Source organism: Streptomyces sp. NPDC054757 (assembly GCF_053612185.1).
Map to the genome: position 1 here is coordinate 19194 of NZ_JBSHBW010000009.1, position 20532 is coordinate 39725.

At 70.4% G+C, this 20532-nt stretch carries 21 protein-coding genes; 11 read left to right on the top strand and 10 right to left on the bottom strand.

The features are described from left to right. Positions 1–3: 3 nt before the first annotated feature. Positions 4–615, bottom strand: a complete 612-nt coding sequence (locus ACWGKJ_RS13665; RefSeq protein WP_385019643.1) for a TetR/AcrR family transcriptional regulator — start codon at positions 613–615, stop codon at positions 4–6. A gap of 133 nt (positions 616–748) precedes the next feature. On the opposite strand from ACWGKJ_RS13665, the gene ACWGKJ_RS13670 reads away from it, so the two are divergent. Together ACWGKJ_RS13670 and mgtA are read left to right on the top strand one after the other, a co-directional pair. Beyond that, a complete protein-coding gene (locus ACWGKJ_RS13670; RefSeq protein ID WP_385019653.1) occupies positions 749–1111 on the top strand; it encodes an ArsR/SmtB family transcription factor in 363 nt (120 codons plus the stop codon). After that, on the top strand, positions 1095–3851 hold the full coding sequence (gene mgtA, locus ACWGKJ_RS13675; RefSeq protein ID WP_385019641.1) for a magnesium-translocating P-type ATPase: 2757 nt from the start codon (positions 1095–1097) through the stop codon (positions 3849–3851). The genes ACWGKJ_RS13670 and mgtA overlap by 17 nt, the downstream gene beginning before the upstream one ends. A 72-nt stretch (positions 3852–3923) precedes the next feature. On the opposite strand, the gene ACWGKJ_RS13680 is transcribed toward mgtA, so the two are convergent. After that, positions 3924–5669 (bottom strand): LCP family protein, encoded by a 1746-nt coding sequence (locus ACWGKJ_RS13680; protein WP_385019639.1) that lies wholly within the window; start codon positions 5667–5669, stop codon positions 3924–3926. 144 nt (positions 5670–5813) lie between these two features. Here ACWGKJ_RS13680 and tatA point away from each other — a divergent pair, with 144 nt between their 5' ends. Continuing rightward, positions 5814–6158: a Sec-independent protein translocase subunit TatA gene (gene tatA, locus ACWGKJ_RS13685; protein ID WP_385019637.1), complete on the top strand. Its 345-nt coding sequence runs from the start codon at positions 5814–5816 to the stop codon at positions 6156–6158. Positions 6159–6333: 175 nt separating this feature from the next. On the opposite strand, the gene ACWGKJ_RS13690 is transcribed toward tatA, so the two are convergent. After that, on the bottom strand, positions 6334–6948 hold the full coding sequence (locus tag ACWGKJ_RS13690; protein ID WP_385019635.1) for an FMN-dependent NADH-azoreductase: 615 nt from the start codon (positions 6946–6948) through the stop codon (positions 6334–6336). 164 nt (positions 6949–7112) lie between these two features. On the opposite strand from ACWGKJ_RS13690, the gene ACWGKJ_RS13695 reads away from it, so the two are divergent. Beyond that, complete coding sequence (locus ACWGKJ_RS13695; RefSeq protein WP_385019633.1) at positions 7113–7460, top strand: winged helix-turn-helix transcriptional regulator; 348 nt, start codon at positions 7113–7115, stop codon at positions 7458–7460. 66 nt (positions 7461–7526) lie between these two features. Here ACWGKJ_RS13695 and ACWGKJ_RS13700 read toward each other — a convergent pair whose 3' ends face one another. Then, entirely contained in the window at positions 7527–7970 is a 444-nt protein-coding gene (locus ACWGKJ_RS13700) for a MarR family winged helix-turn-helix transcriptional regulator (RefSeq protein WP_266855192.1), read from the bottom strand. Positions 7971–8061: 91 nt separating this feature from the next. Between ACWGKJ_RS13700 and ACWGKJ_RS13705 the strand changes: the two genes are divergently transcribed. From ACWGKJ_RS13705 to ACWGKJ_RS13720, 4 genes are all read left to right on the top strand, one after another. Then, positions 8062–9213, top strand: a complete 1152-nt coding sequence (locus tag ACWGKJ_RS13705; RefSeq protein WP_385019630.1) for an ABC transporter permease — start codon at positions 8062–8064, stop codon at positions 9211–9213. Positions 9214–9561: 348 nt separating this feature from the next. Further along, positions 9562–10986: a DUF2252 domain-containing protein gene (locus tag ACWGKJ_RS13710; protein WP_385019628.1), complete on the top strand. Its 1425-nt coding sequence runs from the start codon at positions 9562–9564 to the stop codon at positions 10984–10986. Positions 10987–11082: 96 nt separating this feature from the next. Further along, complete coding sequence (locus ACWGKJ_RS13715) at positions 11083–11865, top strand: J domain-containing protein (RefSeq protein ID WP_385019651.1); 783 nt, start codon at positions 11083–11085, stop codon at positions 11863–11865. Between the two features lie 45 nt (positions 11866–11910). Then, complete coding sequence (locus ACWGKJ_RS13720) at positions 11911–12255, top strand: rhodanese-like domain-containing protein (RefSeq protein WP_385019626.1); 345 nt, start codon at positions 11911–11913, stop codon at positions 12253–12255. A 123-nt stretch (positions 12256–12378) separates the two neighbouring features. On the opposite strand, the gene ACWGKJ_RS13725 is transcribed toward ACWGKJ_RS13720, so the two are convergent. The 6 genes from ACWGKJ_RS13725 to paaA form a co-directional block, all read right to left on the bottom strand. Further along, positions 12379–13542 (bottom strand): acyl-CoA dehydrogenase family protein, encoded by a 1164-nt coding sequence (locus tag ACWGKJ_RS13725; RefSeq protein WP_385019624.1) that lies wholly within the window; start codon positions 13540–13542, stop codon positions 12379–12381. Positions 13543–13657: 115 nt separating this feature from the next. Next, on the bottom strand, positions 13658–14728 hold the full coding sequence (locus tag ACWGKJ_RS13730; protein WP_385019622.1) for a 2Fe-2S iron-sulfur cluster-binding protein: 1071 nt from the start codon (positions 14726–14728) through the stop codon (positions 13658–13660). Then, positions 14729–15214: a 1,2-phenylacetyl-CoA epoxidase subunit PaaD gene (gene paaD / locus ACWGKJ_RS13735; RefSeq protein WP_385019620.1), complete on the bottom strand. Its 486-nt coding sequence runs from the start codon at positions 15212–15214 to the stop codon at positions 14729–14731. It abuts the gene before it with no gap. Beyond that, positions 15208–15909, bottom strand: coding sequence for a 1,2-phenylacetyl-CoA epoxidase subunit PaaC (paaC, locus tag ACWGKJ_RS13740; protein WP_385019618.1), 702 nt, complete (start codon positions 15907–15909; stop codon positions 15208–15210). The genes paaD and paaC overlap by 7 nt, the downstream gene beginning before the upstream one ends. Continuing rightward, positions 15906–16217 carry a 1,2-phenylacetyl-CoA epoxidase subunit PaaB gene (paaB, locus tag ACWGKJ_RS13745; RefSeq protein ID WP_385019616.1) on the bottom strand — a complete coding sequence of 104 codons (312 nt, stop codon included), beginning with the start codon at positions 16215–16217 and terminating at the stop codon, positions 15906–15908. The genes paaC and paaB overlap by 4 nt, the downstream gene beginning before the upstream one ends. Further along, entirely contained in the window at positions 16214–17266 is a 1053-nt protein-coding gene (gene paaA / locus ACWGKJ_RS13750) for a 1,2-phenylacetyl-CoA epoxidase subunit PaaA (RefSeq protein ID WP_385019614.1), read from the bottom strand. Before paaA ends, paaB begins: the two co-directional genes overlap by 4 nt. Before the next feature lie 225 nt (positions 17267–17491). On the opposite strand from paaA, the gene ACWGKJ_RS13755 reads away from it, so the two are divergent. The 3 genes from ACWGKJ_RS13755 (at position 17492) to ACWGKJ_RS13765 (ending at position 20531) form a co-directional block, all read left to right on the top strand. Continuing rightward, positions 17492–18394, top strand: coding sequence for a DUF5819 family protein (locus ACWGKJ_RS13755; protein WP_385019612.1), 903 nt, complete (start codon positions 17492–17494; stop codon positions 18392–18394). Continuing rightward, the gene (locus ACWGKJ_RS13760) at positions 18391–19722 is read left to right on the top strand and encodes an HTTM domain-containing protein (RefSeq protein WP_385019610.1); all 1332 of its coding nucleotides are present in this window, start codon (positions 18391–18393) and stop codon (positions 19720–19722) included. Before ACWGKJ_RS13755 ends, ACWGKJ_RS13760 begins: the two co-directional genes overlap by 4 nt. A gap of 155 nt (positions 19723–19877) precedes the next feature. Next, a complete protein-coding gene (locus tag ACWGKJ_RS13765) occupies positions 19878–20531 on the top strand; it encodes a TrmH family RNA methyltransferase (RefSeq protein ID WP_385019608.1) in 654 nt (217 codons plus the stop codon). The last annotated feature ends 1 nt before the right edge of the window (position 20532 follow it).

Genomic DNA, 20532 nt, shown 5'->3' on the forward strand with positions numbered 1-20532 from the left:
TCCTCAGGTGGTATCTGTGGCGCTGCCGTCGGTCTCCCGGAGCAACACGGGGAGGGCGACGGCGTCGACGTAGCGGCGCAGGTAGTCGGCGTCGGGCTCGCGCTGGTCGAAGACCAGCCTGGCGAAGCCCGCGCCCTGGATGAGGTGGGGGAAGAAGTCGAGGGCCGGATTGGCCGGATCGATCTCTCCGCGTGCGATGGCGCGGTCGACGATCCCGCGGGCGGCCTCCAGGTCGGGCCGTACCAGTGTCTCGTGCATGGCCTCCGCGAGTGCGGAGTCCTGCCGGACGGCCAGGGCGATGCCGCGCATCAGGGCGTGGTCCTTCCTGGCCTTCCCGATGCGGGAGGTCATCTCGTACAGGTCTCCCCGCAGGGAGCCGGTGTCGAGGCCGGACAGGGTGAAGGGTTTGCCGTGCCGCAGCGCCTCGGACACCAGCCGGGGCTTGCCGTGCCAGCGGCGGTACAGGGTGGCCTTGCTGCACTGGGAACGCTGCGCCACGGTGTCGAGGCGGGTGGCCTCGTAGCCGACCTCGCGGACCAGATCCAGGGTGACCGTGAAGATCTCCGCCTCACGCTCGGGCGTGAGCCGTGTTCTCCGGGACTCGGGCTGCGGCATACCCACTCCAGTAAACGAAACTGTTTCGTACCGTTAAGCTAGGTGCTCCCGCTGTCCGGACGCAAATGCGGCACAGCCGCGCGGCCTAGACTGGTGTGGTCCCGAGGGTGGTCCAGCGGTGGGGGAAGGCGAAGTGGCGGCAGGCGTCGAGAGGTTTCCGGATCCTTCCGCCGAAGTGCTCGCGGAGGCGGCCGCCGCGTTCGGTCTGCTCGCCTCGTCGGCCAGGCTGCACATCGTGTGGGCGCTGGCCCAGGGCGAGAGCGATGTGAGCGGTCTCGCGGAGCGGGTGGGCGGTGCGCTCCCCGCGGTGAGCCAGCATCTGACGAAACTGAAACTGGCCGGTCTGGTGCGCTCCCGGCGGGAGGGGCGGCGGCAGGTGTACTTCGTCGACGATCCCGATGTGGTGACCGTCGTACGGCTCGTGGTCGGCCAGCTCGCCGACCGGGCCGGCGGCGGGGCTCCCCGGGCGGGTCACCTCCGTGGGACAGGCACCTGAGGCCGCCGCGGCCCCGGAGCCCGGCCCCGGGGCCGCCCTGCGGGCCGTGCGGGTGGCAGAGGGTGTTCCGGCGGCCGGCGGCGCCGTACCCGATCTGGGGGCGCTGACCTCGCTCCAGGTGCTGCGCGCCCTGGACAGCGGGCCGCGCGGGCTGACGGAAGCGGTGTCCGACGCACGGCTGCGGCAGTGCGGCGAGAACACCCTGCCCGCCCGGCTCCCCGTCCCCTGGCTCGTACGCTTCCTGCGCAGCGTCCGGGACCCCTTCACCGCTGTGCTGCTCTGCCTCGGAGTGGTCTCGTCGCTGGTCGCCGCGTGGGGCACCGCATCGGTGATCACCGCGCTCGTGGTGGTGAGCTGTGCGCTGCGCTCCGCGGGGGAGCACCGCGCCGACCGCTCGATGAACGCGCTGCGCGGACTGGTGGCCAGTACGGCGACCGTGCTCAGGCGGCCGGCGGACGACGCCCTTCCGGCGGCCCGTGAGGTCCCGGTCGACCAGCTGGTGCCCGGTGACGTGGTCCGGCTCGGGCCGGGCGATCTGGTCCCCGCCGATGTGCGGCTGCTGCGCTCCACCGGCCTGAGCGTCAACCAGGCGGTGCTCACCGGGGAGTCGGCGGCCGTCGCCAAGTCCGCGACCGATGTGCCCGGTACGGCGTCCGACGGCAGCGCATTCGACCGTGCGCACCTCTGCTTCCAGGGCAGCAGCGTCGCGTCGGGCAGCGGCAGCGCCGTCGTAGTGGCGACCGGGGCCCGGACCTGGTTCGCCGCCGGGCACGGAGCGGCCGGGCCGCGCGGGCCCAGCGCCTTCGACAGGTCAGTGCACGGTATTTCGTGGATCCTCATCCGCTTCATGCTGCTCACCCCGCCGCTGGTGCTGATGGCGAACGCGGCGCTGCGCGGGCGGGGTCTGGAGACGCTGCCGTTCGCCGTCGCGGTGGCGGTCGGCCTCACCCCCGAGATGCTCCCGGTGATCGTCACCAGCTGTCTGGCCCGTGGCGCCTCTCTCCTCGCCCGTCACCACGGGGTGATCGTCAAACGGCTGCCCGCGCTGCACGATCTGGGCGCGGTCGACGTGCTGTGCCTGGACAAGACCGGGACGCTCACCCAGGACCTGCCCGTGGTCGACCGGGCGCTGGACGCGGCCGGTGCGGACGACCGCGACGCGCTGCACTGGGCCGCTGTCAACGCCTGGTGGACCCTCCAGCTGGCCGACCTGCCCGCCCCCGACCCGCTCGACGAGGCGCTGCTCGACGGGTCGGACGGCGAGGAGTTCCTGCCGTACGAGGGGATCGCCGCGCTGCCCTTCGACCCGGTGCGGCGCCTGTCGACCGCGGTCGTACGCCGTCCCGGGCGGCTCGGCGTCGACACTCTCGTGGTGAAGGGCGCAGTCGAGAACGTTCTGGAACGCTGCGCGCTCGACGGCCCGGAGCGGGAGCGGCTGCTCGCGGCGGCCGGGGAGCATGTACGGGACGGGGCGCGGCTGCTGGCCGTCGCGACCGCCGAGCGCCCGGCGCGCAAGCGGGCGTACACCCCTGCCGACGAGCGCGGCCTCAGCTTCCGCGGCTTCGTGACCCTGCGGGACGCGCTGGTGCCGGGCGCAGCCGACGCGCTGCCCAAGCTCGCCGGGATGGGCGTGGCGGTGAAGGTCGTCACGGGTGACCACCCCGGTACGGCCGCCCGCGTCTGCCGGGAGCTGGGGCTCGACCCGGGGACCGTGCTCACCGCCCGCGACATGGACGCCCTCACGGACGGCCAACTGGCCGCGGCGGCAGGCGAAACGGTGGTCTTCGCCCGCTGCACCCCGGAGCACAAGGCGCGGATCGTCCGCGCGCTGCGGTCCGAAGGGCACGTCTGCGGTTTCCTCGGGGACGGCGTCAACGATCTGCCCGCCCTGTACGCGGCGGATGTCGGGATCTGCCCGCGCGACGCGGCCGATGTGGCGCGGGAGGGCGCGGACGTGGTGCTCGCCGAGCACGCCAAGGACCTCTCGGCCGTCGAACACGCGCTGACGGCAGGGCGTCACAGCAGCGGCAACATCGCGACGTATCTGCGCATCACGCTCTCGTCCAATCTCGGCAACGTCATCGCGATGCTCGGCGCGGGTCTGCTGCTGCCCTTCCTGCCGATGCTCCCGGCCCAGGTGCTGGTGCAGAACCTCTGCTTCGACGCGGCGCAGCTCGCGTTCGCCTACGACCGGCCCGCCCCGGGTGTGCTGAGCAGCCCCGCCACTCTGCGATCGCGCGACTTCCTCCGTTTCATCACCGGGTTCGGCGTGCTCAACGCGGTCGCCGACCTCGCGACGTTCGGGGTGCTGGCACTCGCCGTACACGGTCCCGGCGGCCCGGACAGCGAGACCGTGTTCCACTCCGGCTGGTTCGTGGAGAACCTCCTGACGCAGTCGCTGGTCATGCTTCTGCTGCGTACGGGGCGCCGGGCGGCCGAACGCGGTGTGCCCGGCCCGGACAACTTGGGGGCGGGGGCCGGTGCCGGTTCGGGGCGCCGGGCGGACGGGACCAGTCCGGTCCGCTGGGCGGCAGCCGTGCTCGCCGCCGTCGGGCTGCTGCTCCCGCTCTCACCGCTCGGGCCGCTGCTGGGCATGGCGGCCCTGCCGGGGCTCTACTACGCGCTGCTCCTGGTGGTCCTCGGCCTGTACGCGGTGGGGCTCGCGGCGGCCAGGCGGCGGTACGACAGCCGCCGGTACGGCGACCGCCGGCCCGACAGCCCTCGCGCGGTGGCGTGTTGACCGTGGCGTGGGGCGGTGGCGGGTCCGTACCGGCGGCCGGGGCCGCTCATCCGTAGGACAGGTCGCTGAACGTCAGCCGTAGGACAGGTTGCTGCACGGCCCGTCGTCCCCGGAGCGGGCACCGGACGCCACGGACGACGGGAGCGAGGAGGGCGACGAATCGGCCGGCGAGGAGGCCGCCGGGTCGCTGCTCGGGGTGGCGGAGGGGTTGTCGGCGTAGACCTGGCCCAGGGTCACGGTGACACCGCTGCCCGCGGTACCGGCGGGCGCTTCCTGGACGGTCGCCCCCACGAAGAGCCTCGCCACGGTCGCGGCCTTGCTCTGCTCACCGGGACCGTAGGTGACGACGGTGGAGGTGCGGTCCTGGGTGGGGGCCGTCACCGTCCCGTTCACGGTGAAGCCGTGGTCCCGGAGGCTCTGGGCCGCGCGGGCCGCGAGACCGGTGACCGTGGTGCCGTTCTGCACGGTGACGGCGATTCCGGCACCGGAGACGGGGCCCTGGGGGGCGGCCGGTGTCGAGGAGGGGCCGGGGGACGCGGGGCCGCCGTCCTTGCCCGTTTCGCCGTCCTTGCCCTCCTTGCCTTTCTTGCCGCTGGCGTCCTTGCCGTCGATCGTGCGGTCGGCCCGCAGATCGGACCAGAGGGCGTTCGCGTCCGGCTCGACTATGGCCACGCGCGCTCCCTGGTACCGCCAGGGGATGGTGACGAACTTGGTGTTGTGCAGATCGATGCTCTTCAGCGACATCACGAAGGAGAGCAGCTTGTCGGCGGACGAGAGCCCCGGATCGACGGTCAGCGAGTGGGTGGCCGCGTCGGCGAGGGGCAGCAGCTTGGTGGGGGTGAACCCGTCGTCCTTCACCTTCTTGATCAGGGAGGAGACGAAGGCCTGCTGGCGCTTGATCCGTCCGATGTCGGAGCCGTCACCGATGCCGTGCCTGATCCGTACATAGTCGAGCGCCTTCTGCCCGGACACGCTCTGCTCCCCCTTGGCGAAGAGGAGCTTGCCGCGGGTGGTGCGGTTCGGGTCGAGATCCCGCTGGTAGATGTTCTGCGGCAGACACACCTGGACGCCGCCGACGACGCCGGTCAGCTTGGAGAAGCCCTCGAAGTCGACGACGACGGTGTGGTCGATGCGCAGACCGGTGAGCTTCTCCACCGTGTTCTGGGTGCAGGCCGGGTTGCCCTTGGCGGTCTGGCCGACGGAGTAGGCCGCGTTGAACATCGTCTGCGGCTGCGGCTTGGTCCAGCTGCCGTCGGGCAGCTTGCAGGACGGGATGGTGACCAGGGTGTCGCGCGGGATGGAGACGGCGAGCGCGTGCTTGTGGTCGGCGTAGATGTGCAGGACGAACGCGGTGTCGGAGCGCCCCACGTCGTTCTTGTCGCCGCCGCCCAGCACGCTGTTGCCGCCGGTCCGTGCGTCCGAGCCGATGACCAGTACGTTCTGGCCCTTGGTCGAGGCCGTGGGCCGGTCGGCCGAGATGCCGTCCGAGCTGAAGGAGTTGATGTTCCCGTTCAGCCGGAGGTAGACCCAGCCGGCGCCCGCGGTGGCCAGCACCAGCAGGGCCACGGCTATGGCGAGTACGAGCCGGGTGCGGCTGCGCCCCTGACGCTTCCGGCGTTTGGGCCCGCGTCCCGGGGCATGGGTGGCGTGCTGTCCGCGGTGGGGCGGCCGGTGGCCCGTCCCCTGGCCGGCTCCGTGATCGGCGTGGCCGCTCGTGCCGTTCTTCTCGCGGCGCTCTTTCCCTGCGGCCGTGCCTTCTCCGGTCGCGGGCCGGGGGATCCGCTTGCCTCCGCGTGTGGTCCGATCGCTCGTTTTCATCTGCGCGCTTTCATCCGTCCGTCCGTACAGAGGGGACGAACGGCCCCACCCCATGGTTGTACAGTTGCGCAATGTAGCAAGCTTTTCTGGAGATGATTCCGGCGGTACGGTCCGTCGGCCGACGAGAAGAAGGGTGGGGTGGACATGCTCCGCAACGGCCTGGAGCCCTGGCACCTGCTCATCGTGGCAGTCGTGGTCATGGTGATGTTCGGCTCGAAGAAGCTGCCCGACACCGCCCGCGCGCTGGGCAAGTCGATGCGCATTCTCAAGAGCGAGGCGAAGGCGATGAAGGAGGACGGGGCGTCGGCGCCGGGCTCGCCGGGCTCGCCGGTCGCTCATGGCGCTGCGGCCTCGGAATCCGATGCGGCTGCGGGCGCGGCCCGTTCGGCGGACGCGGCGGACTCGGTGGAGCCCACCGGGGTCACTCTGGGGGCGGAGTCGGCCACGTCCGGCGCTCAGCGGGTTGAGCGGGCAGCGAAGACCATCTGAGGCTGCTTCGGGCCGCCCCGAGGTCGCTTGGGGCCTGGGTTTCACGTGAAACCCCCGCGCGGGTCGACGAGAGCCGCACGGGGGTTTCTGCGGAGGCAGCCCTGGCCGCCCTGATCTGTCCTGGCCGTCCTGATGTGTACGGCCTTCTGTGCGCCGGGGGTCTGCGGTGGGACGGTCAGGCCGCGAGACGCGTGGCGAGCGCCTTCGCCTTGGAGGCTGCGTCTTCCAGCGCCTTGGCCCTCGAGGTCTCCGCGAGCGGTACGAGGTCGGCCATGGCGGGCTGCGAGGCGGCCAGCGTCAGTTCGGGGACGATGAAGTCGACCTCGGCGCCGAACATCCCCGTCAGCAGCTTCTCCAGGTAGTTCTGGACGAACTCGAAGGTCTCCCGGGGGGTTCCGGGAGCGTAGGAGCCGCCGCGGCTGGCCACGATCGTGAACGGGGTGCCGGCCAGCGGGCTCTCCGTGCCGCCGCCGTTGTGGCCGGAGATGATCGCGTGGTCGAGCCAGGCCTTGAGGGTCGAGGGGATCGAGAAGTTGTACATCGGGGCGCCGATCAGCACGGCGTCCGCCTCGGCAAGCTCGTTGGCGAGCTCGGCCCGCAGCGGTGACTCGACGCCCGCAGCCGCGGCGGCGGCGTCCAGGTGCGGCAGCGGATGGGCGGCGAGGTCACGGTAGATGACCACGCCCTCGGGGTGCTGCTCCCGCCAGGCGTTCACAAAGACGGCGGTGACGTCACGGGATGCGGAGCCCTGTGGGAAGACGGCGGAGTCGATGTGCAGAAGAGTGGCCATGTCGGTCTCCATGGAGTGTGGGTGGGGCGTGGGTGGAATGGGGATGCGTAGGCGGCGCGTGGTCGCGGTCCGTAATCCTAAAAACCATGCGTTCCTATCTTTAGCATAGTCACTTACTTTTCCGCAGCTGCTACGGAGTGGTCCGCACTCAGTACTCTGTGGGCATGGCGGAACACAGCGAGCAGACGTGCAAGCAGGTCGGCGGGGCGATCACGCGCGTCTTCGAGCTGCTGGGCAAGCGTTGGACGGGCCTGATCGTGGCCGTGCTGATGCAGCAGCCCGTGTACTTCGCGGACCTGCGGCGGGCCATTCCCGGTATCAGTGAGCGGATGCTCTCCGACCGGCTGACCGAGCTCGCGGCGGCGGGACTGCTCGTACGCGAGGTGGACGAAGGGCCCCCGCTGCGGGTCTCGTACCGGCTGACCGAGGCGGGCAGGGCGTTGGGGCCCGCGCTCCACGAGCTCGGACAGTGGGCGGAGGCGTATCTCCCGGACGCGGGCGGCCCCTGCTGACCGGGCCGACTGCGCTCTGACCGGTTGTGGCGCTGCTCACCCGGCGCTGTTCACCCGGCCCGGCTCTCAGCTCAACTCTGCCGAGTTGTAACGCAGTAGATAGGTCGCGAAGCGGTCGAGGTCCTCTTCGCTCCAGTCCGCCAGCCGGTCACGGACGGCCGCGCGCCGGCTGCCCTGGGACGAGGCGAGTTTCCGCGTACCGGCTTCGGTGGGGTGGAGCACCTGCACCCGCTGGTCGTCGGCGGCGGGGCGGCGCTCGACCAGGCCGAGTTTTTCCAGCACGGCGAGCTGTCGGCTGACGGTGGACTTGTCCAGCATGTAATGCGCCGCGAGATCGGTCGCGCGACAGCCCTGGCTGTCGTCGATGTGCGCGAGCAGGGTGTACGAGACCAGGGGTAGCTCGGGGTGGAGGCGGGCGGCCGTGGCGCGGGCGCGCCGGGCGAACGCCGTCAGTTCGCGCTGGATCGTGTCGACGGACGCGTCGTGGTCCCGGGGGTCTTTGCCGGTCATGGTTGGCCCTCCTAGTTATTAGTTGTATAGTACAACTCAAATAGAAGTTGTAAAAGCCAACTAGCGCGTCAGTGAGCAGGAGAGGTGTCCGATGTCCGCAGGCCCCACGAACGGTGCCGTCAGTACGGGGGCTGCTCTGCGCCATGTCCTCGGCCATCTCGTCACGCCCCTGCTGATGTGCATCGGCATGGGGCTCGCGTATCTGGGGGCGTTCCACGCCCCGCAGCCGCATGAACTCCGGGTCGCGGTCGTCGGTTCCGGGCCGAGCGCCCAGGTGCTGGCGCAGACGCTGCACGACAAGGGGGACGGTGCCCTCGACGTCAGGACGGTCCCGGACCGCTCCGCCGCCGTGCAGCAGTTGAAGGACCAGGACGTGTACGGCGCCTTCGTGCCGAACCGTACGAGCCCCGAACTGGTCGTCGCCTCCGCGTCGTCCGACACCACGGCCACGGCGGTGGAGAAGGTGTTCACACAGGTCGCGGCCCAGCAGGGCGAACCGCTCAAGGTGACCGACGTGGCGCCGACAGCGAGTGGCGACCCGACAGGACAGGGCATCTTCTTCCTGCTGGTCGCCCTGAGTATCGGCTCGTACGCCTCGGTCGCGGTGATCGGCGGAGCCGGTGGAGTGCTTCCGCTGCGGATCAGGGCGCTGCTGGCGCTCGGAACCTCCCTGGTGGTCAGCGCGATCGGCGCCGCCTTTGCCGGGCCGGTGTTCCATCTGGTCAGCCAGGGGCTCGGTGGGGTCTGGGCCATGGCGTGGATCTACTCGGCAGGCATCCTGCTCGTCGGGGTGGGACTGCACACCTTCCTGAAGCGGTGGACGACGCTCGGTGTGATGGTGCTGTTCGTGATGCTCAACTTCACGAGTTCCGGCGGCATCTTCCGGCCCGAGCTGCAGCCCGGATTCTTCGGGGCGCTGCACGCCTTCTGGAATGGCGCGGGCTTTGTGGAGGGTGTGCGCAGCCATGTGTACTTCGGTGGCCACGCCCTCGGCGGCAATGTGCTGGTCCTGGCCTTCTGGCTACTGGCGGGGCTGGTGGTGACGGGCGTTGCGGGGCTGGTCGAGGCGGGCCGCCGCAAGTCGGCAGCGCGGGACGCCGGGCGGACGGCGGCCACGCCGGAGGCGCCACAGCGGGCAGTGGTGGAAGCGCAGCCGGAGAAGGAGAAGGGGCACGCGGCGGAGGAAGCGGCGGCGAAGGAAGAGGCGGAAGAGGAGGAGCTGGAAGAAGCGGTGGGTGTGTGAGCGGGCCCGGGGCCGGCACCGGGGCGCGCCGGCCCAAGTCCAGAACCGCACCGGCACCTGTCCCCGTCTCACTGCACCACTGCACCACTGCACCACTGCACCACTGCACCACTGCACCGCGCCACTGCACTGCACCACTGCACCACTGCACCACTGCACCACTGCACCGCGCCACTGCACTGCACCACTGCACCGCACCGCTGCCTCGCACCGCTGAAGCGCACGGCTGAACGGCGCCGCTGTACAGCCGAGTTGTCCACAACCGGGCAGTTGTCCACAGGCTCGAACGGGCCCGGGCCCACGGCGGTACGGTCGACGCAGTCGGTGTTGATCGAGAGCGGGGGCTCCATGGACGAGCAGGTACGTATCCCGGCGGTGGCCGGATTCGCGCAGCGGATGGCCGGCGCTCCGCCCGGTCCGCATCCGCCGTCGTCGCGCTCACCGAAGGCCATGGGGAAGGAGTTGCGGACCCGCGTCCCCCGGTCCGCCCATGCTGCGCCGGTCCCGGAGGGGAGACGCCCTGACCCGGTGCGGGCGGTCGAGGAGTCGAACCGGGGCAGGGTGCCCAGCCTGGTGCCGATACGGGTGGGCCGGATGTCCGCCACTCCCTTCGCCTTTCTCCGCGGTGCCGCGGGGCTGATGGCGCACGACCTCGCGGGCACGCCGTCCACGGGCATCGCCGCGCAGATATGCGGTGACGCGCACGCGGGCAACTTCGGTCTCTACGGCGATGCGCGGGGCCGCCTCGTCATGGATCTGAACGACTTCGACGAGACCGAGACCGGCCCCTGGGAGTGGGACCTCAAGAGGCTGACGGCCTCCCTGGTGCTGGCGGGCCGGCAGGCCGGAGCGGACGAGGACAGCTGCCGGGCGGCGGCCTTCGACGCCGTGGGGGCGTACCGGCGCACCATGCGGCTGCTGGCGAAGCTGCCGGTGCTCGACGCGTGGAACGCGATAGCCGACGAGGAACTGGTCTCGCACGCGGACGCGCACGACCTCGCGGGCACGCTGGAGCGGGTCTCCGAGAAGGCCCGTGGCAACACCAGCGCGCGCTTCGCCGCCAGGGCGACCGAGGAGTGCGGCGACGGCAGCCGCCGCTTCGTGGATGCACCCCCGGTGCTGCGCCGGGTCCCGGACGCCGAGGCGGCAACGGTGGCCGGATCGCTCGCGGAGTATCTCGGCACCCTGCCGCACGACCGGCTTCCGCTGCTGGCGCGGTACGCGATCCATGACGTGGCCTTCCGGGTGGTGGGCACCGGCAGTGTGGGCACCCGCTCGTACGTGGTGCTGCTGCTCGATCACCGGGGCGAACCACTGGTGCTCCAGGTGAAGGAGGCACGGGCCTCGGCGCTGCTGCCCTATCTGCCCGCGGCCGGGTTCACATCGGGCCGGACGGAGCACCATGGGCGCCGGGTGGTGCTGGGGCAGCAGCGGATGCAGGTCGTCAGTGACAGCCTGCTGGGCTGGACGACGGTGGAGGGGCGGCCCTACCAGGTGCGGCAGTTCCGGAATCGCAAGGGCAGCGTGGACCCGGTGGCGCTGGCGGCCGGCCAGGTCGATGACTACGGCCGGATGACCGGCGCGCTGCTGGCGCGGGCCCATGCGCACAGCGCGGACCCCCGGCTGATAGCCGGGTACTGCGGAAGGAACGAGGAACTGGACGAGGCGGTGGCCGCCTTCGCCGTGGCCTACGCGGACCGTACGGAGGCCGATCACGCGGAACTGGTGACGGCGGTGCGGTGCGGACGGATGGCGGCTGAGCCGGGAGTGTGACCCGGGAGGTGCGGGCGCCCGTAGGCTGGACGGGTGACGGAGGATGCCACCGGGGGCACGACCACCCGGAACGACGACGACCAGAGCGGGCAGCCCATGGGCGAGCAGCGGCCGGAGGCGCGGCTTGAGAGGGCTGTACGCGCCGCCGAGCAGGCACTGATCGAGTTCGAGATCGCGGTGGAGACCTTCCGGGTGGAGGTCGAGAACTTCTCCCGGCTCCACCACCAGAGACTCGGCCCGATGTATGCCCGCCTCGACGAGCTCGACGCGCAGCTCGCCGAGGCCCGTGCCGCGCTCAGCGGCGACCCGGAGGACCTGGCCAAGGCCCAGGAGGCGCGGGCGATGGTGCTGCCCATGCCCGGCGTTGACGAGCTGTTCCACGACTGGATCGACTCGGAGGGGCTGCCTCCGGAGGCGCAGGCCATGCTGAACGAGCAGCCGGTGCAGCCGCCGAAGCGGGTACGGCCCAGTGAGGAGGCGCGCAAGCTCTACCGCGAGCTGGTCCGGGAGGCGCACCCGGACCTGGCGCAGGACGACGCGGAACGGGAACGGCGTGACGAGTTCATCACCCGGGTCAACGCCGCCTATGCCCGGGGCGACGAGGCGGCGCTGCGGGAGCTGGGCGAGGAGTGGGCCGCCGGTCCGGTCCAGGAGGCTGCCGAGCCCAGCGAGAGCGATGAGCTCTACGCCAGGCTGGAGTGGCTCTCCCAGCGCAAGGAGCTGCTGTCCCTGGTCGCCCAGGAGCTGGAGGAGAGCGCTATCGGAGCGATGCTCCGGATGGCACCGGACGACCCGGACCGGCTGCTGGAGGAGATCGCGGAGCAGTTGCTCGCCCAGGTCTCCGAGCGTGAGGCCGAGCTCGCGGAGATGGTGCAGTAGCGTTCCCGGTGACCTCAGCTGTGCACATGAGAGAAGGCATGACCCATGAATTTCGCCCCGCTGCCCCAGGTGGATATCGCGGCGGTACCGGCCGACGGCCTGCTGGTCGATGTCCGGGAGGACAACGAATGGGCGGCCGGGCACGCCGAGGGGGCCCTGCACATTCCGATGAGTGAGTTCGTGGCGCGCTTCGGTGAGGTGACCGAGGCGGTGGCCGAGGGCGGGCGGGCGTTCGTGATCTGCCGGGTCGGCGGCCGTTCCGCCCAGGTCACCCAGTACTTGGTGCAGCAGGGGATCGACGCGGTGAACGTCGACGGCGGAATGCTCGCCTGGGAAGGCGCCGGGCGCCCGATGGTGACGGACGGCGGAGACGCCGCGTACGTCCTCTGACTCTGGCTGACGCCGCTGACACTGGCGCCCCCGAGACTGGCGCCCCAGGCTGCCCTTCCGTGGCGCCCCTGGACTGACGCACCCAGGCCGCCCTCCCGCGTCCCGGCCGGCCTCCCGGCGGGGTCAGCCCAGGGGGTGGGCTGCCAGTAGGCCGCCCAGTGCTTCCTCGTGGGCTGCGGCCGGGCCGAGTGCGAGTTCCACCTGCTTGGCCCACGCGTGGTACCGGTGCAGCGAATAGTCGGTGTCAGCCCCGAAACCGCCATGCAGATGCTGTGCGGTCTGGACGACACGGCGTACACCGTCGGAGGCCCAGATCTTGGCCACGGCGATGTCCCCGGCTGCGGGAAGCGGTCCGCCCGCGCTGGTGGAGAGGCGCCAGGCCGCCTGCCAGAGCGTCACCTCCATGGCGCGAAGGTCGATGTAGCGGTCCGCGGTCTGGACGGCGACCGACTGGAAGGTGGCGACCGGGAAACCGAACTGTTCCCGTTTGCTCGTATAGGCGCTGGTCATGGTCAGCACCCCCTCGCCCAGGCCCAGCGCGAGGGCACAGGTGCCGGTGGTCAGCAGATCGCGCAGCAACTCCCAGGCGCCGTCGGCCTCGATGACATCGCGGCCCGGGACCCGGACCGAGTCCAGCCGCACCTCAGCGAAACGCTCTCCACTGGTGGAGATCTGCTCGGCCAGAGTGACTCCGGAGGTCTCAGCGGCGCCGGCGGACCCCCGCGGCCCGTTACGGGAGATCAGCGCGAATACCGCGCTTCCTGAAGGGGTGTGGGCCGGTACCGCTATCAGATCCGCGGTCTGTGCCCAAGGCACCCCTGTCTGGACCCCGTCGAGGACCCAGTTGTCACCGTCCCGCTGTGCGGTGACGGCGAGTTCGGCGGGATCGTGGCCGGTACGGCCGTTGGCGCCGACGGTGAGGACCAGCTCACCACGGGCCACGGCAGGCAGGACCGCTTCCCTCAACTCCGCGCTGCCGTAACGCTCCACCGCCATCGCGACCGCGCTGGTCTCCATCAGGGGCACCCGGGCCAGCACCCGGGCGGACTCGCGCAGCACCAGACAGAGCGCGATCGCGTCGAGCCCTGCCCCGCCGTACTCGGGCGCCAGAACCAGGCTCAGCAGATCCGCCTCCGCCAGCTTCCCCCACAGGGTCCGGTCGAAGTCCTCGGCCACCGCGCCCGCCGTGAGCGCCGGGCTGGGCACTCCGTCGGGCGCGACGCCCGAGAAGACCGCCTTCGCCGCCTCTACGGCCGCCTGCTGCTCCTCGGTGAAGGTGAAGTCCACAGCCCTGTCCTCCCACGCCGACCCGCTCAACCTGTCCAGCATTTCTGATGCTGCGTCAGATTAGGGCAACGGGCCGAGATGCGGAACACCGGCGGCGAAGCGAACAGGATCGCTCTCAGCGGTCGAAATCCAGCTCCACTTCCGGTGTCAGCGGGTGCGACTGACAGGCCAGCACATAACCGGCTTCGGTCTCTTCCGGCTCCAGCGCGTAATTGCGGTCCATCCGCACCTCACCCGAGACCAGGAACGCCCTGCATGTTCCGCACACCCCGCCCTTGCAGGCATACGGTGCGTCGGAACGGCTCCGCAGGACCGTTTCGAGAAGCGAATCCCCTTTCTGCACCGGCCATGTGCCCGACCGTCCGTCCAGGGTGGCGGTCAGCGTGCTGTGCGCCGGACCGGCCGCCGACACCGGCACCACGGGTGCCTCGGCGGTGGAGGTGCCGTCGTCGACATGGAAGATTTCCTGATGGATACGGGACCTGGCCACTCCCAGCCCCTCCAGCGCCCGCTCCGCGCCCTGCACCAGACCGAATGGTCCGCACAGGAACCAACCGTCCACGTCCGGGACCGGCAGAAGCGCCGGCAACAGCCCTGCCAGCCGCTCCTGGTCCAGTCGGCCCGAGGGCAGACCCGACTGCTGCTCCTCCCGGGAGAGTGCGGTCACCAGCTGGAAGCGGTCCGGCCAGCGGTCCTTCAGATCGGCGACCTCGTCGAGGAACATCGTGGAGGCCGCGGTGCGGTCGCTGCGTATCAGACAGAACCGCGCATCCGGCTCACGGGCCAGCAGGGTCGCCGCGATGGAGAGCACCGGTGTGATGCCGCTGCCTCCCACGATCGCCGCGAACCGGCCCGGTCGCGGCCCGAAGGCGAAGCGGCCCATCGGCTCCATGACCTCGACGGTGTCCCCGACGCCCAGCTCCTTGAGCGCGTATGTGGAGAACTCGCCGCCCTCCACCAGCCGCACCCCTACCCGCACGACCGGTTCGTCGGGGGCGCCGACAGCAGGAGTGCAGATCGAGTACGTACGGCGGATCTCCGCGCCGTCCACGACGCGGCGCAGGGCCACATGCTGGCCGGGGGTGTGGCGGAACGTCTCACGCAGCTCCGCGGGGATGGCGAAGGTGATCGCCACGGCGTCGTCCGTGAGCCGTTCGACCGCGCTGACCCGGAGCGGATGGAACATCTACAACTCCTTGAAGTGGTCGAAGGGTTCGTGACAGGAGGCGCAGCGGCGCAGCGCCTTGCAGGCCGTGGACGAGAACCGGCTCAGCAGCTCGGTGTCGGTCGATCCGCAGTGGGGGCAGCGGATGGCCAGCGCAAGGGCGACAGGGCCGGTCGGACGCGGGGGCGCCACCCCGAACTCGGCCAGTTTCCGCCGGCCTTCGTCGCTGATGTCATCCGTCGACCAGGCAGGTGACAGCACGGTGCGCACCGAGACATCCGGTATTCCGTGTTCGTGGAGGACCCGCTCGATGTCGCAGGACATCGACTCGATGGCCGGGCAGCCCGTGTAGGTCGGGGTGAGCTCGACCGCGACCCGGCCGGGGCCCAGGATCTCCACCCGCCGCAGCACTCCCAGCTCCTCCAGTGTCACCACCGGCAGCTCGGGGTCGGGGACGGCTCCGGCGAGCTTGCGCAGTTCCGCTTCGAGCGGTGTGGTGGTCACCATGTCGCCCCCGGATGGCTGCGGTGCAGATGCTGCATCTCGGCGAGCATCCGCCCGAACGGTTCGGTGTGCAGGCCCTGCCGCCCCGCCCCCGCGGACCAGGCCCCTGTCCGTGCCCCGAACGGCACGGACAGGGTGGCCCGCGACAGCAGCTCCGTCACGGAAGCCGACCAGCTGTCCTCCAGGCCGGACCAGTTCACGTCCACCCCTTCGACCGGCTGGAACATCTCTCCGGTGAAACGCCACAGCGCGTCAAGACCGCGCTGCATCCGCTCATGGCTCTCGGCTGTCCCGTCGCCCAGCCGCAGGGTCCACTGCTCGGCGTGTTCCTGGTGGTAGGCGACTTCCTTGACCGCCTTCCCCGCCAGCGGAGCGAGGGGACCGGCTCCGCCGGCCAGCCGGTCGTACAGCAGGTGCTGGTAGGTGGAGAAGAAGAGCTGGCGGGCGACGGTGTGTGCGAAGTCGCCGTTCTCCTGCTCGACCAGCTGGAGGTTGCGGAAGGTGCGCTCCTCGCGGAGATAGGCGAGTTCGTCCTCGTCCCCCACCAGGGAGAGCAGCACCCGTGCCTGTCCCAGCAGATCGAGGGCGATGTTGGCGAGGGCCACCTCCTCTTCCAGTACCGGCGCGTGGCCCGCCCACTCCCCCAGGCGGTGGGAGAGGACCAGTGCGTCGTCGCCGAGGGCGAGAGCCGCGCTCACAGGTGCTGCACCCCTTCCGGGATCTCGTAGAACGTGGGGTGCCGGTAGGGCTTGTCACCGGCCGGTTCGAAGAACGAGTCCTTCTCGTCGGGCGAGGAGGCGGTGACAGCGGTGGAGGGAACCACCCAGATGGAGACGCCCTCGTTCCGCCGGGTGTAGAGATCGCGGGCATGGTGCAGGGCCATCTCGGCATCGGGTGCGTGCAGGCTGCCGCAGTGGGTGTGAGCCAGCCCGCGCCGTGAGCGCACGAATACTTCCCACAGCGGCCACTCCCCGGTGGCCGGGCTGTTCTCGGATGTGGCGGTCATGCGGGCGCCTTCCCTTGCTCTGCCGCGCCGGCGCTCGGCGCCGCACCGGCTGCTGTCTTCGCGGCGTACGCGGTCGCCGCCTCCCTCACCCAGGCGCCCTCTTCGTGGGCCCGGCGGCGCTGGGTGATCCGCTGTTCGTTGCAGGGGCCGTTGCCCTTGAGGATTTCCTTGAACTCGGTCCAGTCGATGCTGCCGAAGTCGTGCCGGCCCCGCTCCTCGTTCCACCGCAGATCGGGGTCGGGGAGGGTGAGACCCAGGGCCTCGGCCTGGGGGACGCAGATGTCCACGAAACGCTGGCGCAGCTCGTCGTTGGAGTGCCGCTTGATCTTCCAGGCCATGGACTGCGCGGAGTGCGCGGACTGGTCGTCCGGCGGGCCGAACATCATCAGCGACGGCCACCACCACCGGTCCACGGCGTCCTGGGCCATCGCGTGCTGTTCAGGTGTGCCACGGCTGAGGGTGAGCAGCAGCTCGAAGCCCTGGCGCTGGTGGAAGGACTCCTCCTTGCAGACCCGGACCATCGCCCGCGCGTACGGACCGTAGGAGCAGCGGCAGAGCGGCACCTGGTTGGTGATCGCAGCGCCGTCCACCAGCCACCCGACCGCGCCGACATCGGCCCAGGTCAGCGTGGGGTAATTGAAGATCGACGAGTACTTCTGACGTCCTGAGTGCAGCTTGTCCAGCAGCTCTTCGCGGCCGGTGCCGAGGGTCTCGGCCGCGCTGTACAGATACAGGCCGTGTCCTGCCTCGTCCTGGACCTTCGCCATCAGGATCGCCTTACGGCGCAGGGAGGGGGCCCTGGTGATCCAGTTGGCCTCGGGCTGCATCCCGATGATTTCGGAGTGGGCGTGCTGGGCCATCTGACGTACGAGTGAGGCGCGGTACTCGTCCGGCATCCAGTCCCGTGGCTCGATCCGCTCGTCCGCGGCCACAGCGGCGTCGAAGGCGGCCTGCCTCATCTCGTCAGGTCCGGCCCCGGGCGCCGCTGAGGGGCCCGGGGCCGCCGGGGGCTGTGGTGCCCCGTCCGTCCCGTACGCCACTGTCGCCATCGCGTGCCCCCTACCGACCGATCGTTCGGTTCATGGACTTCAATGGTGGGGCGAGGGCCCTTAGGGTGTCAACCCTGTGGATAACTGGCCTGAAGACCGGCGGGCACCAAAGGGGATCGGGGCGGGATGGATTCGTACGGCAGTGAGGAGCCCGGGGCGAGCGGGCCCGAGGCTCCATCTCCAAAAGCTCCACCACCTCCACCTCCACCTCCGCCCCGAAAGCCCGTGGAGACTTCCGGGGCCGACGGGGCTGTCGGGGCCGATGGGGCTGTCGGGGCTTCCGAGTCGGGTGGAGCCACCGAGTCGGGCGATGCGTCCAAGTCGGATGGGGCCGCCGAGCCGGGCAATGGTCTTGGATCGGGTGAGGCCCCCGAGCAGGGCAGGGCTCGTGAGTCGGGTGAGGCCGACGAGCAGCGTGAGGTTCCCGAGCCCGGTGGGAGCTACGAGTCTCATGGCGCCCCCGAGCCCCGTGGGGTTGCCGGGGAAGGCCGTGGGATCGTCGCGCTCTCCTTTCCGTACCAGGTGGCCGCGGCCATCGCGCTCGGGCTCATCGGGGTGCTGACCGCTGTCCACCTGTCGATGGTCTTTCTGCATGTCGCGCCGTCGAACACGGTGAGCAAGAAGTACGGCAAGGCGGTGGACGACTGGATCTACCCCGAGTTCGAGCAGAACTGGAAGCTCTTCGCACCCAATCCGCTCCAGCAGAACATCGACGTTCAGGCCCGTGCAGAAATACGCACGAAGAGTGGCGGACTCACCACCACAGGCTGGACCGATCTGTCAGCCGAGGACGGGGCTTCCCTCCACCACAACCCTCTCCCCAGCCACGTCGACCAGAACGAGCTCCGTCGTGGCTGGGACTTCTTCACTGGTTCCCACAACAATGACAACCAGCCGGTCGGGCTGCGCGGCGACCTGTCCGAGCGGTACATCCGCCGCATCGTCGTCATGCGGTTGAGTGACGAGCAGCGGAACGGTGCCACGATCGAGCGGATACAGGTCCGCTCGGCGACCTCTTCGGTGAAGGCTCCCCCGTGGAGCCAGGAGAAGATCAACACACAGGTCTCCTACCGGGTCCTGCCCTGGTGGGCAGTCGTCCCTGCGGACCGTACGGAGGCCGGCCGGTGACCTCAGCCAGCAGTAACGCCAACACCACAGGCAACAGCACCGGCCGTTACAGCGCCGGCGGTGACGGCACCGGCAACAGCGCCGGTGGCGGCAGCGACACCGACCACCTCGGTAACGTCGGCCTCGCCATCGCGCGCGGCATCCAGCGCATCACCGCAGCCCCGTTGGGCCGCTATCAGGCCGCGGTGGTCAGGATCGGGTTCTCCGCCACGTGGCTGCTCTTCCTCCTGCGCGAACTGCCGCACCGCCGTGAGCTGTACGGGCCCCACTCCCCGTGGGACTGGGGCCTGGCCAGGCAGCTCGTCGACAGCAACCACGCGTTCACCGCTCTGATGTGGTCGGATTCCACGGCGTGGTTCGAGGTGGTGTACGCCCTCGCCGTGCTGTCCAGCGTGCTGATGCTGCTCGGCTGGCACACGCGCTTCGCGTCCGCGATGTTCATGGTCGGCGTGCTGTCACTGCAGAATCGGTCCATCTTCGCGGGCGACGGCGGGGACAACGTCATCCACATCATGGCGATCTATCTGCTGGTGACGCGCTGTTCACAGGTCTGGTCGCTGGACGCGCGCCGGGCGGCCCGTACCGCGAAGGCTGCCGAAACCGGCGGCCCCGCCGCCTCCGAACCTGCCGGGGGCCGGGTCGGACCGCTGCTCTGGTCGGTGCTCGGTGTCGCGCTTCTCGTGATCACTCTGCTCGGGAAGATGAGCGGCGGCTGGGCGCTGATCTTCTGGGCGATGTGGCTGGTCCAGGGCCTGTGGTGGGTGGTGAGCCGAATGGCGCCGGGGGAGCCCCGCACCTTCCTCGACGTGCTCGCCAATCTCGCGCACAACGCCGGTCTCGTCGTGATCGCGGCCGAGGTCTGTCTGATCTACTCGACGGCCGGCTGGTACAAGATCCAGGGTTCCCGCTGGGAGGACGGCACGGCCCTCTACTACCCGCTCAATCTGCACTACTTCTCGCCCTGGCCGGCCCTGTCCTCACTGCTCGCCGCCAGTGGTGTGATGGTGATGCTGCTGACGTACGGCACGGTCATCGTTCAGGTGGCCTTCCCCTTCACCCTCTTCAACCGGCGCGTCAAGAACGTGCTGCTGGTCGCGATGATCATGGAGCATGCCGGCATCGCGGTGCTGCTGGGCCTGCCGTTCTTCTCGATGGCGATGATCGCGGCGGACGCGGTCTTTCTGCCGACCGGGTTCCTGCTCTGGCTGGGCGGCCGGGCAGCCATGCTGACCGCCCGCGCGCGAACCGGTGCGCGGCGCGGGCGGGTGGTGGCACCTCGTACGGCCGAGGGGGAGCAGGGCGAGCAGCCCCGTACGCTCGTGGGGTGACCAGCGAGACTCCCCCCGAAGTACCCGAAACACCCGAAGCACCGGAACCCCCCGGAGCACCGGAAACACCTGAAGTGCCTGAAGCATCCGACGCAACGGGTGTACCCGGTGCACCTGATGCACCCGGAGCGTCCGGTGACGCGCCGGGTGCGCCCGTGCTGTCGGAGCGTGCCGGCGAGCCGACGCAGTACGACGATGTCTTCGTGGCTGAAATCGGCGTCGGGCCGCACCCCTTGCCGTGGCCTGAGGGCGCGCAGTACGACCGGGAACTGCTCGCCACGGGGGACCGTCGCAACGTGGTCGACGCCTACCGGTACTGGACGCGGGAAGCGATCGTCGCGGATCTGGACACCAGGCGTCACGACTTCCATGTCGCGGTGGAGAACTGGAGCCACGACTTCAACATCGGATCGGTCGTCCGTACCGCCAACGCCTTCCTCGCCAAGGAGATCCACATCGTGGGGCGGCGGCGCTGGAACCGGCGTGGGGCCATGGTCACCGACCGCTACCAGCATGTGCGCCATCACCCGGACACGGAGTCCCTCACCGCCTGGGCCGCTGCCGAGGGCCTGCCGATCATCGGGATCGACAATCTCCCGGGCGCGGTCCCACTGGAGCGGACGGAGCTGCCGCGGAGGTGTGTGCTGCTGTTCGGGCAGGAGGGGCCGGGGCTGACGGAGGAGGCCCGGAAGCACGCACAGCTGGTGTGCTCGATCGCGCAGTTCGGCTCGACCCGGTCGATCAACGCGGGCGCCGCCGCGGCGATCGCCATGCACGCCTGGGTACAGAGGTACGCCCTGATCGACTGAG

What these genes read in the sequence shown, in the direction of transcription:
- ACWGKJ_RS13710 (WP_385019628.1), top strand. Translation starts at nt 9,562, where the DNA reads ATGGACGAGCAGGTACGTATCCCGGCGGTGGCCGGATTCGCGCAGCGG.
- tatA (WP_385019637.1), top strand. Translation starts at nt 5,814, where the DNA reads ATGCTCCGCAACGGCCTGGAGCCCTGGCACCTGCTCATCGTGGCAGTC.
- ACWGKJ_RS13695 (WP_385019633.1), top strand. Translation starts at nt 7,113, where the DNA reads ATGGCGGAACACAGCGAGCAGACGTGCAAGCAGGTCGGCGGGGCGATC.
- paaA (WP_385019614.1), bottom strand. Translation starts at nt 17,266, where the DNA reads ATGGCGACAGTGGCGTACGGGACGGACGGGGCACCACAGCCCCCGGCG.
- ACWGKJ_RS13700 (WP_266855192.1), bottom strand. Translation starts at nt 7,970, where the DNA reads ATGACCGGCAAAGACCCCCGGGACCACGACGCGTCCGTCGACACGATC.
- paaB (WP_385019616.1), bottom strand. Translation starts at nt 16,217, where the DNA reads ATGACCGCCACATCCGAGAACAGCCCGGCCACCGGGGAGTGGCCGCTG.
- ACWGKJ_RS13720 (WP_385019626.1), top strand. Translation starts at nt 11,911, where the DNA reads ATGAATTTCGCCCCGCTGCCCCAGGTGGATATCGCGGCGGTACCGGCC.
- ACWGKJ_RS13665 (WP_385019643.1), bottom strand. Translation starts at nt 615, where the DNA reads ATGCCGCAGCCCGAGTCCCGGAGAACACGGCTCACGCCCGAGCGTGAG.
- ACWGKJ_RS13680 (WP_385019639.1), bottom strand. Translation starts at nt 5,669, where the DNA reads ATGAAAACGAGCGATCGGACCACACGCGGAGGCAAGCGGATCCCCCGG.
- ACWGKJ_RS13690 (WP_385019635.1), bottom strand. Translation starts at nt 6,948, where the DNA reads ATGGCCACTCTTCTGCACATCGACTCCGCCGTCTTCCCACAGGGCTCC.
- ACWGKJ_RS13715 (WP_385019651.1), top strand. Translation starts at nt 11,083, where the DNA reads ATGGGCGAGCAGCGGCCGGAGGCGCGGCTTGAGAGGGCTGTACGCGCC.
- ACWGKJ_RS13705 (WP_385019630.1), top strand. Translation starts at nt 8,062, where the DNA reads ATGTCCGCAGGCCCCACGAACGGTGCCGTCAGTACGGGGGCTGCTCTG.
- ACWGKJ_RS13730 (WP_385019622.1), bottom strand. Translation starts at nt 14,728, where the DNA reads ATGTTCCATCCGCTCCGGGTCAGCGCGGTCGAACGGCTCACGGACGAC.
- paaD (WP_385019620.1), bottom strand. Translation starts at nt 15,214, where the DNA reads ATGGTGACCACCACACCGCTCGAAGCGGAACTGCGCAAGCTCGCCGGA.